We start from the raw sequence: 10,281 nt of genomic DNA on the forward strand, positions 1-10,281 counted from the left end.
TTGTAAATAAAACATTTATGTTTAGAAAGAAGGTACTTATATGCTTAAATATAGTATCCGTGGTGAAAACCTAGAAGTAACTGATGCTCTCCGTGACTACGTAGTTTCTAAACTTGAGAAGATTGAGAAGTATTTCCAAGCAGAGCAAGAACTTGATGCACGGGTAAATTTGAAAGTGTACCGGGAGAAGACGGCGAAAGTCGAAGTAACCATTCCTCTTGGTTCTATTACCCTTCGGGCAGAAGATGTTTCGCAAGATATGTACGGATCTATCGATCTAGTTATCGATAAGATTGAACGTCAGATTCGTAAGAATAAGACAAAGATTGAAAAGAAAAATCGGAACAAGGTTGCAACTAGCCAGTTGTTCACTGATGCTCTAGTAGAAGAAGCTGATGCAGCATCTTCTAAAGTAGTACGTTCTAAGCATATTGATTTGAAACCAATGGATCTAGATGAAGCTATTTTGCAAATGGATTTGTTGGGACATGACTTCTTCATCTACACAGATGTTGAAGATAGTACAACGAATGTTATCTATCGTCGTGAAGATGGAGATATCGGTTTGTTAGAAGTTAAATAATGTAGAAAAGCCGTCCAATTTGGATGGCTTTTTCTTGTAGGGAAAGCTCTCGCTCATTCTACTTCAAAGAACGTTTACGAATAAAGAAATTCTATTTCGTTTTTATAGCTATCCTATGGTATAATAAAGGGATAAATGTTAGGTGGTAGGTATGGCTAAATTAATTCCTGGTAAAATTCGAACGGAAGGAATTGCCCTCTGTGACAGCAAAAAAGTCGAAATTCTTGACGTCAAAGATTCCTTTTTATACACGCGCGTGGATCAGTACAATCTACGCTATAGTCTGGATGATGATGCAGTTTTCTGCTCCTGTGATTTTTTTCAAAAGAAGAAGTACTGCGCCCATCTGGCTGCCTTGGAATATTTTTTGAAAAATGATTCGGCGGGTAAAGATCTGCTGGCGAAGATGACAGAAAAAGAGTCTTCTAGTCAAGAAGCCCAGAAATTGGTTTCTTTTGGTAGCCTTTTTTTGGATAAGATTTTGCTAGATAAATCCAGTCAACAAATGCGTTATGAGCTATCAGCGACTGGACAGGAAGATATTTACACAGGACAATTTTTATGGAGTCTGCGGATTAGTCGGTTGCCGGATGAGCGCTCTTATGTAGTGCGTGATATTTTGTCCTTTTTGAGAACCTTGAATAAGGGTGGGCATTATCAGATCGGCAAGAGTTACTATGAGCCTATTCGCATGGAGAATTTTGATGAAGCTAGTCAAGATTTGCTAGAATTTTTACGAGGCTTGGTGACGGATTATAAGGGGCAGGACTCTTCGTTGGTCTTTCCCAATGCTGGACGGCACCTTTATTTTCCAGCCAGTCTTTTTGAGGAAGGTGTGACTCGCTTGATGAATCTTGCTTCGTTCCGTTTGGAATATAGCTTCTATGATTATGCTGAGGTATTTTTCCAAGACTTGCATGAAGAAGCGGGAATTTATCAGTTTGAAGTACAAGAGCGGGAAAACTATTTTGAACTGCTGATATCAGAAAAGAATTATAAGCTGCTCTATGGAGGTCAATTTCTTTTTCATAATCGGACCTTCTATCAGCTGACGACTGAGCAGACCAAGTTAATCAAGGCATTACAGGAATTGCCAATTGAGCAGGAACGCGTCAAGCGCCTGCAGTTTGATGTGTCTGAGCAGTCCAAACTGGCAGTAAGCTTGCTCGAGTTCAAAAAAATTGGCCGTGTGACAGCACCTGAGCGACTGTTCATTCATGATTTTACCGTGAATTTCAATTTTTATTTAGGGACTGACAAGCAAGTATTGTTGGATCTTGTCTTTGAGTATGGTAGTCAGACTGTCACCAGTCGTGAAGAGCTGAGAAACCTACCCTTTGCCAGTAATTTTGAGCGAGAACAGCAAGTTTTTAAAGCAATGCTGGAGGCAGGTTTTGCAGATGATTTTATCAGCCAGCGTCCGCCTTTACGACCCGAAGAAATTTACCGCTTCTTCTCCGTCTTGATTCCACGCTTTAGAGCACTAGGCAATGTCTACTTGTCAGACGAGCTACTGGGTCTATCTCAAACAGAACCTCCGAAGGTTTCCATCAGTATTAATGGTGGGCTCTTGGATATTGGCTTTGATTTTACTGGTATCGACCAGTCTGAGGTAGATGATGTCCTAGATTCGCTGATGAGCCAAAAGGATTACTTTATCAGTAAGACGGGTCAAGTTGTGATTTTTGATGAGAATAGTAAGCGAATCAGCCAGACCTTGCAACAATTGAGAAGCAAACATTCTAAAAATGGGATTATCCAAACGCATAGCTTGGCTGCCTATCAACTCTCTGAATTGTTCAAAGATCAGGAAAGAGTTGCCTTGTCGCAGGATTTTCGCCAGCTGGCTTATGATTTGACCCACCCTGAGGATTTTCCTCTGCCTAAGCTGAAAGTTCAGGCAGAGCTTCGAGATTATCAAGAAACGGGTGTAAAATGGCTATCCATGCTGAATAAATATGGATTTGGTGGTATTCTAGCTGATGACATGGGCTTGGGAAAGACCCTTCAGACCATTTCTTTCTTGGCTGCTCATTTGTCTAAGTCTAAGAAAGTTTTGATATTGGCACCGTCGAGCCTGATTTACAATTGGAGTGATGAGTTTGCCAAATTTGCTCCAGACTTGGATGTGGCCGTTGTGTATGGACTGAAAAATGTCCGAGATGCTGTGATTGCAGAAGACCATCAGATTACCATTACCAGCTATGCTTCCTTCAGACAAGATGTGGAAGAGTATCAGGGACTTCACTTTGACTATTTGATATTGGACGAAGCACAGGTCATGAAGAATGACCAGAGCAAGATTGCTCAATATCTGAGAGCATTTGAGGTGGAGCGGACTTATGCCTTGTCTGGGACGCCGATTGAAAATCATCTCGGCGAGCTTTGGTCAATTTTTCAGATCGTCCTTCCGGGCTTATTACCAAGCAAGAAAGCTTTTTTGAAGATGCCTGCGGAAACAGTAGCGCGCTATATCAGACCCTTTGTCATGAGGCGTAAGAAAGAAGAAGTCTTGCAAGAACTTCCTGATTTGATTGAGGTTTCTTACCGTAACGAACTTGCAGACAGCCAGAAAACGATTTATCTAGCTCTGCTCAAGCAAATGCAGGAGCGAATTCTCCATGCAACAGAGGAGGAAATCAATCGTAGTAAAATCGAAATTTTGTCTGGTCTTATGCGACTCCGTCAAATCTGTGATACTCCCAAGCTTTTTATGGATGATTACGATGGGGAAAGCGGCAAGCTGGAAAGTTTACGTGAGCTGTTGGAGCAGATCCAAGACGGTGAACATCGTGTTCTGATATTTTCACAATTCCGTGGCATGCTGGATATTATCGAGCAAGAACTGAGCCAGATGGGAATGGAGTCCTTCAAAATTACAGGTTCAACTCCAGCAAAAGAACGTCAGGAGATGACCAAAGCCTTTAATCAAGGAGAAAGATCAGCCTTCCTGATTTCTCTTAAAGCTGGTGGTGTCGGTCTCAATCTAACTGGTGCAAATACTGTTATTTTAGTGGATCTTTGGTGGAATCCCGCAGTAGAAGCCCAAGCTATTGGTCGGGCTCATCGTATTGGGCAGGAACGGAATGTAAAAGTTTATCGTATGATTACACGGGGAACTATTGAAGAAAAAATTCAGGAATTACAGGACACTAAACGAAATCTAGTTTCAACGATTCTAGATGGTGCAGAGTCTCGCTCTAGTCTTTCGATGGAAGAAATTCGAGAAATTCTTGGAATTTCTTCTGAATCGCTTGAAAAATAGTTTGAATAGTTTATAATAATGAAGAGTTGAAAGGATATGCTATGACAAATACCAAATTTCCTATAATTGCTGATGACGAAATCATGTTGACAGAAATGCCGCACATGAATTTGTACGATGAGTTGGATCTGATTAGCAACATTAAAGGGGACTATCAGGACCGTAATTATTTAGAATGGATGCCGATTGCTAAGCCAGAAAATCCTGCTCATGCTGCTCCTAGTCAAACTGTAAGTAAAGCTAGAAAGAAGCAAGCTCCAGTTACGGACTTTAAAAAGCCAATTGATAAGAAAGATCCAGCTATTCGCTATGCTGAGCAAGCACGAGAGGAAGCTCGGGCTGATCTGAGGAAAAAACGTTCGGCTGCTTATTTGACGAGCAAGCTCCCAAATAAGGTTCGTAGTCGGAAAGTGGCACCTCCTTTTGAGGGAAATCCAGTTAAACCAACAGCCCCTTTCCAAAAGGAAAATCCGGGTGAGTTAACGAAGTTCAGTGATAAGCTAAAGCAAGATAACTACATATTAGCAGATGTTCAGTCTCAACCTCTCAGAGAAGTACCAACGAATCCAGAAAAAAAGAAAAAGAATAACTACGATTTTCTCAAAACCAGCCAAGTCTATAACAAGGGCAAGAAGCGAGAAAAACACAATAAGCATAAAAAAGCACAGGAATTGGACATCACCAAGTTGAGTTCAGATGCCCAAGGGCAATAAGGCTTCAGTTGTTTAAGATTTAAGGAGTAATCATGACGAAAACCTATCATTTTATCGGAATTAAGGGCTCAGGTATGAGCGCTTTGGCTTTGATGTTGCATCAGATGGGCCATAAGGTTCAAGGAAGCGATGTTGATAAATATTATTTCACTCAGCGTGGTCTGGAGCAGGCTGGGATTCCCATTTTGCCTTTCAATGAGAAAAATCTCCAGTCAGATTTTGAAATTATTGCCGGTAATGCCTTCCGTCCAGATAACAATGTGGAAATTGCCTATGCAGATGCCAATGGTATTAGCTACAAGCGCTACCATGAATTTTTGGGTAGCTTTATGCGTGACTTTGTCAGCTTAGGAGTAGCAGGTGCTCACGGGAAAACTTCTACAACGGGTATTCTTTCTCATGTTCTGTCTAATATCACAGATACTAGCTATCTAATTGGGGACGGTACAGGTCGCGGTTCTGCTAATGCCAAGTATTTTGTCTTTGAATCAGACGAGTACGAGCGTCATTTTATGCCTTATCATCCGGAATATTCGATCATCACCAATATTGACTTCGATCATCCAGATTATTTCACCAGCTTGGAAGATGTCTTTAATGCTTTCAATGATTACGCCAAGCAGATTACAAAAGGGCTCTTCGTTTATGGAGAAGACGAGCAACTACGCCGTATTACTTCAAATGCGCCGATTTACTACTATGGTTTTAAGGAAGAAGGCAACGACTTTGTTGCTCACGACCTTTTGCGTTCTACTAGTGGTTCAGGATTTAAAGTTTCTTTCCGTGGGCAAGAGCTGGGTGAGTTCCAGATTCCAAGCTTTGGCCGTCACAACATTATGAATGCGACAGCGGTCATCGGTCTCCTCTACATTGCAGGTATTGACTTGAATCTAGTAAGGGAACATCTCAAGACCTTTAGTGGGGTTAAGCGCCGCTTTACAGAAAAGATTGTCAACGACACAGTCATTATTGATGACTTTGCCCATCATCCAACGGAAATTATCGCGACTCTGGATGCAGCTCGTCAGAAGTATCCAAGCAAGGAAATTGTAGCCATCTTCCAGCCACATACCTTTACTCGGACCATTGCTCTCTTGGACGAATTTGCGGAAGCCCTCAATCAGGCTGACTCAGTCTATTTAGCCCAGATTTACGGATCTGCGCGTGAGGTGGATAAAGGCGATGTTAAGGTAGAAGATCTGGCTGAAAAGATTGTGAAGCGTGCCAAGGTTATTGATGTGGACAATGTTTCTCCACTTCTTGACCATGATAATGCAGTTTACGTCTTTATGGGAGCTGGAGATATCCAGACTTATGAGTATTCCTTTGAACGTCTCTTGTCCAATCTGACTAGCAACGTTCAGTAGGAGGCACCTGGATGGAAGCACCAATTCGAATCAGACAGGCCGACTTGAGTGACTGGGAGGAAATCCTTGCAATTGAGCAGCTGAATTTTCCAGCGGCAGAAGCGGCCAGTGCAGAAGTTCTCAAAGAGCGGATTGAACGCATCTCGGATACTTTTTTGCTGGCAGAGCTGCATGGTCAGCTTGCAGGCTATATTGTTGGACCAGCTGTTCAGGCGCGATATTTGACAGATGACCTCTTTAGCAAGGTGGGTGTTAATCCTTCAGAAGGTGGCTTCATTGCCGTCCAAAGTCTGTCCGTCCATCCTGATTTTCAGAGGCAGGGGATCGGAACCTTGTTGCTTGCAGCTCTCAAAGAGACAGCTATTCAGGAACATCGGCAGGGCATTAGCCTTACCTGCCATGATGAGCTGATACCTTATTATGAGATGAATGGCTTTGTCCACGAAGGGATTTCTGACTCAACTCACGGTGGGACTATCTGGTCAAATATGGTATGGGAAAATCCTGATTTTAAGGAGAAAGAATGATTATCCGTCAAGCTCAAATGGCTGACTTAGATGCCATTTATGCCATCGAATTGGAAAATTTTAGTCCAGAAGAGGCTATTAGTCGTGAAATACTGGCAAAGCACATTGAAAGGATTCCTTCAACTTTTTTGGTTGCAGAAAAAAGTGGCAAGATTTTGGGCTATTTAGAAGGTCCTGTCCGATCAGAACGCTATTTAAAAGATATCTCTTTTACAGAGGATGTTGAAGATTATAGCTATCTGGCTGGCGGATTTATCTCTGTGACTAGTCTATCTATTTCTAAAGAAGCACAGGGTTTAGGTGTAGGAAAAGCCTTGTTGAAAGCTATGAAGGAAATTGTGATTGCTGATGAACGCCACGGCATTAATCTCACTTGTCATGATTATTTGGTAGCCTACTATGAGCAACATGACTTTGTCAACGAAGGCCGTTCAGCCTCAACTTATGCAGATGAAGTATGGTTTGATATGGTTTGGGAAAATCCCCAGATATAACCTTCATAAATAATATAGTTTTAAAAGTCGGATATGATTGCATTTATCTGACTTTTAAGATATAATGTTAGGGATTATGAAGAAGGAGATCAAGTTTTTGACTGAAAATTCACAGGATAACGAAAAGACGCTGAGTTTTAAAGAGAAGATTTTGAATGAGTTGGCAACAGCCAATGGTACCCAAAATCACTCAGTTCAGGAAGAAGCGCAGCCTCTTTTAGGTAAAGAAATGGAATTGGCGGAGAGCTTGGAATCTCTCGTTTCTGCTGTTGAAAAATCTCATGAGGTTCTAGAGAAGGATACTTCAGTAGAGGAAGAACCTAATAAGATCAAAGTAGAAGAGCCAATGGGACAAAGCGAGCCTACTGTTCATACTCAGGCAGATGTGCTAGAAAATATAGTTCGTAATTCTACGATTTCGGAAGTTCCATCAAATGTTGATGAGCTAGGACAAGCTGATGTTGCTAAGAAGGAAAGTATAGAATCTGGAGAGGTTCAAACTTCTGTGCCTCATTCGGAAGCTTATCAAGAAAAGGCAGTACCAGTTGCAGGTGAGATAAAAGAAACAGTGTTAGCTGATTCAAACACTACAGATGAAAGAGAAGCTAAAAAAGACTTTTCTACTGCAGAACCAACGCTAAGCCGTAGAGATGTTGCTCATGGAAAGAAACGTTCACGTGTAGATCGTACCAATAGTAGTAAAAAGAAAAAACGTAAAAACGGTCTAGCCAATCGAATCGTGATGACAGTCTTGGTACTTTTCCTATTGGGCCTTGGTATTACTGGTTTTGTAGGATACAATTATGTCTCTTCAGCGCTGAAACCAGTAGATGCCAAATCAACAGAGTATGTGACAGTGGAAATTCCTGCCGGTTCTAGCACCAAACAAATCGGAGAGATTTTAGAAAAGAAAGGCCTGATTAAGAACGCTCAAGTCTTTAATCTTTATTCAAAAATCAGAAGTTATGGTAATTTCCAATCTGGCTACTATAATCTTCAAAAGAGTATGGACTTAGACACGATTGCTAAGCAATTACAAGAAGGTGGAACAGATACACCACAGCCTCCAGTTCTTGGTAAGATAACAATTCCTGAGGGATACACTTTGGAGCAAATTGCCGAAGCAACTACTGTCAATGCTGCAAAAACTGCGAACAAGAATACAAAAACACCATTCAGTAAGGAAGATTTTCTAAATAAAGCTCAAGATGAAGACTTTATTGCAAAAATGGCAGCTAAATATCCGCAGCTTCTAGCAACTTTGCCGAGCAAGGATAGTGGTGTTAAATATCGTCTTGAAGGTTATCTTTTCCCAGCTACTTATGATTATGGAAAAGAAACCACGATTGAAGAACTGATTGACCAAATGTTGGCTGCTATGAATACAAATCTATCGCAGTATTACTCAACAATTGAGTCTAAGAATCTGACGGTCAATGATGTTTTGACCCTCGCCTCTTTAGTTGAAAAAGAGGGTTCAACTGATCAGGATCGCAAAGATATTGCGAGCGTCTTTTATAATCGTTTGAACCAAGCTATGCCACTTCAGAGCAATATTGCGCTTCTTTATGCTCAAGGAAAACTTGGTCAAAAGACAACTCTTAAAGAAGATGCTGAAATTGATACAAATCTTGACTCGCCTTATAATGTGTACAAGAAGCAAGGTTTGATGCCTGGTCCAGTAGATAGTCCAAGTCTGTCTGCTATCGAAGCTACTATTAATCCAAGCAAGACAGAGTACTTGTATTTTGTAGCAAATGTGGAAACGGGGGCTGTATATTTTGCAAATACCTACGAAGAACACGCTAAGAATGTGGAAGAACACGTTAATAGCAAATTAAACCAATCAGGTGAAAGTTCTAACTAAATTATGTGGTTTTCCACATAATTTTGTTTTATCAAAAAAATAGAAAGAAGAGAGGAAATAAAGTAATGGCTGAAAAAACTTATCCTATGACCCTTGTAGAAAAGGAAAAATTAGAACAAGAATTAGAAGAATTGAAATTGGTTCGACGTCCAGAAGTAGTAGAACGCATTAAAATTGCTCGTTCTTACGGAGATTTATCAGAAAATAGTGAATATGAAGCAGCAAAGGACGAGCAGGCTTTCGTTGAAGGACAAATTTCAAGTCTGGAGACTAAAATTCGCTATGCTGTGATTGTTGATAGTGATTCGGTGGCTAAAGATGAAGTTGCCATCGGTAAAACTGTTACTATTCAAGAAGTCGGTGAAACTGAAGAAGAAGTATACATTATCGTTGGTTCAGCTGGTGCGGATGCCTTTGCGGGAAAAGTTTCAAATGAAAGTCCGATTGGTCAAGCATTGATTGGTAAGAAGACCGGTGATATTGCAACAGTAGAAACACCAGTTGGTAGTTATGACGTCAAAATCCTAAAAGTTGAAAAAACAGTCTAAGAAAGGTCGAGCACGCTCGGCTTTTTCTTTATCAATTTATGCTATAATATAGAACAAGCAAAGGAGATTGTATACTGATGGTTTTATCAAAAAAACGAGCACGCCATGTCATCGAGGAGATTATTGCCCTATTTCCTGATGCCAAACCGAGTTTAGATTTTAGAAATCATTTTGAGCTACTCGTGGCAGTCATGTTATCAGCTCAAACGACAGATGCTGCGGTTAATAAAGCTACACCAAATCTATTTTTAGCTTATCCTACTCCAGAAGCTATGGCAGCAGCATCCGAGGCAGATATTGCCAAGCACATTTCGCGTTTAGGACTTTATCGAAATAAAGCCAAGTTTCTGAAAAAATGTGCCCAGCAACTCTTGAGCGATTTTAATGGACAGGTGCCTCAGACTCGGGAAGAATTAGAAAGTTTAGCTGGGGTAGGGCGTAAGACAGCTAACGTGGTCATGAGTGTAGAGTTTGGTATTCCAGCTTTTGCCGTTGATACGCATGTTGAACGCATTTGTAAACACCACGATATTGTCAAAAAGTCAGCAACTCCTTTAGAAGTTGAAAAACGTGTTATGGACGTTATCCCACCTGAACGCTGGCTAGCTGCGCATCAGGCTATGATCTACTTTGGTCGGGCTATTTGCCATCCCAAAAATCCAGAGTGTGATCACTATCCTCAACTTTACAATTTTGATCATGTTTAAGATAGAGTCTGTAGATACAAATTTTTACTAGGCGATGAGCGGTTTAAGGGACGTAAAAGACTGTTGCGAGAGTTAGAGGAATATTTAAGCGACTTTAGCAGCACGGTGCTATAGTGGATAGGGGAGAGGTAGGGAGAGGTAGGGAGAGGTTACCTTTCCCTTTTAAGTTATTGATTTATAGGTAGTTTTAGAGGGGTTTGGAAGAAAAGA

The 10,281-nt window shown here is 41.0% G+C and carries 9 protein-coding genes; all 9 read left to right on the forward strand.

The window, feature by feature from the left end:
• The first annotated feature begins 40 nt into the window (after positions 1-40).
• The 9 genes from hpf to nth all read left to right on the forward strand — a co-directional run bounded on the left by hpf (position 41) and on the right by nth (position 10,071).
• Positions 41-583 carry a ribosome hibernation-promoting factor, HPF/YfiA family gene (gene hpf / locus SCRDD08_RS09865; protein WP_045500914.1) on the forward strand — a complete coding sequence of 181 codons (543 nt, stop codon included), beginning with the start codon at positions 41-43 and terminating at the stop codon, positions 581-583.
• A 151-nt stretch (positions 584-734) separates the two neighbouring features.
• On the forward strand, positions 735-3,848 hold the full coding sequence (locus SCRDD08_RS09870; RefSeq protein ID WP_061423526.1) for a pilus expression-regulating Snf2 family helicase: 3,114 nt from the start codon (positions 735-737) through the stop codon (positions 3,846-3,848).
• A 41-nt stretch (positions 3,849-3,889) separates the two neighbouring features.
• The gene (locus SCRDD08_RS09875) at positions 3,890-4,561 is read left to right on the forward strand and encodes a divisome accessory protein ZapJ (protein WP_061423527.1); all 672 of its coding nucleotides are present in this window, start codon (positions 3,890-3,892) and stop codon (positions 4,559-4,561) included.
• Positions 4,562-4,593: 32 nt separating this feature from the next.
• Positions 4,594-5,928: a UDP-N-acetylmuramate--L-alanine ligase gene (murC, locus tag SCRDD08_RS09880; protein WP_061423528.1), complete on the forward strand. Its 1,335-nt coding sequence runs from the start codon at positions 4,594-4,596 to the stop codon at positions 5,926-5,928.
• An 11-nt stretch (positions 5,929-5,939) separates the two neighbouring features.
• On the forward strand, positions 5,940-6,455 hold the full coding sequence (locus SCRDD08_RS09885; RefSeq protein WP_061423529.1) for a GNAT family N-acetyltransferase: 516 nt from the start codon (positions 5,940-5,942) through the stop codon (positions 6,453-6,455).
• Positions 6,452-6,949 carry a GNAT family N-acetyltransferase gene (locus SCRDD08_RS09890; protein ID WP_061423530.1) on the forward strand — a complete coding sequence of 166 codons (498 nt, stop codon included), beginning with the start codon at positions 6,452-6,454 and terminating at the stop codon, positions 6,947-6,949. The genes SCRDD08_RS09885 and SCRDD08_RS09890 overlap by 4 nt, the downstream gene beginning before the upstream one ends.
• Positions 6,950-7,013: 64 nt before the next feature.
• Entirely contained in the window at positions 7,014-8,816 is a 1,803-nt protein-coding gene (gene mltG / locus SCRDD08_RS09895) for an endolytic transglycosylase MltG (RefSeq protein ID WP_414162616.1), read from the forward strand.
• Between the two features lie 65 nt (positions 8,817-8,881).
• Positions 8,882-9,364, forward strand: coding sequence for a transcription elongation factor GreA (gene greA / locus SCRDD08_RS09900; RefSeq protein WP_005592281.1), 483 nt, complete (start codon positions 8,882-8,884; stop codon positions 9,362-9,364).
• Between the two features lie 77 nt (positions 9,365-9,441).
• Positions 9,442-10,071 (forward strand): endonuclease III, encoded by a 630-nt coding sequence (gene nth, locus SCRDD08_RS09905; RefSeq protein ID WP_061423531.1) that lies wholly within the window; start codon positions 9,442-9,444, stop codon positions 10,069-10,071.
• Positions 10,072-10,281 lie beyond the last annotated feature (210 nt).

Origin of the sequence: Streptococcus cristatus (assembly GCF_001578775.1) — a bacterium.
GTDB classification, from domain to species: Bacteria; Bacillota; Bacilli; order Lactobacillales; family Streptococcaceae; genus Streptococcus; species Streptococcus cristatus_A.

What these genes read in the sequence shown, in the direction of transcription:
- hpf (WP_045500914.1), top strand. Translation starts at nt 41, where the DNA reads ATGCTTAAATATAGTATCCGTGGTGAAAACCTAGAAGTAACTGATGCT.
- SCRDD08_RS09870 (WP_061423526.1), top strand. Translation starts at nt 735, where the DNA reads ATGGCTAAATTAATTCCTGGTAAAATTCGAACGGAAGGAATTGCCCTC.
- SCRDD08_RS09875 (WP_061423527.1), top strand. Translation starts at nt 3,890, where the DNA reads ATGACAAATACCAAATTTCCTATAATTGCTGATGACGAAATCATGTTG.
- murC (WP_061423528.1), top strand. Translation starts at nt 4,594, where the DNA reads ATGACGAAAACCTATCATTTTATCGGAATTAAGGGCTCAGGTATGAGC.
- SCRDD08_RS09885 (WP_061423529.1), top strand. Translation starts at nt 5,940, where the DNA reads ATGGAAGCACCAATTCGAATCAGACAGGCCGACTTGAGTGACTGGGAG.
- SCRDD08_RS09890 (WP_061423530.1), top strand. Translation starts at nt 6,452, where the DNA reads ATGATTATCCGTCAAGCTCAAATGGCTGACTTAGATGCCATTTATGCC.
- mltG (WP_414162616.1), top strand. Translation starts at nt 7,014, where the DNA reads ATGTTAGGGATTATGAAGAAGGAGATCAAGTTTTTGACTGAAAATTCA.
- greA (WP_005592281.1), top strand. Translation starts at nt 8,882, where the DNA reads ATGGCTGAAAAAACTTATCCTATGACCCTTGTAGAAAAGGAAAAATTA.
- nth (WP_061423531.1), top strand. Translation starts at nt 9,442, where the DNA reads ATGGTTTTATCAAAAAAACGAGCACGCCATGTCATCGAGGAGATTATT.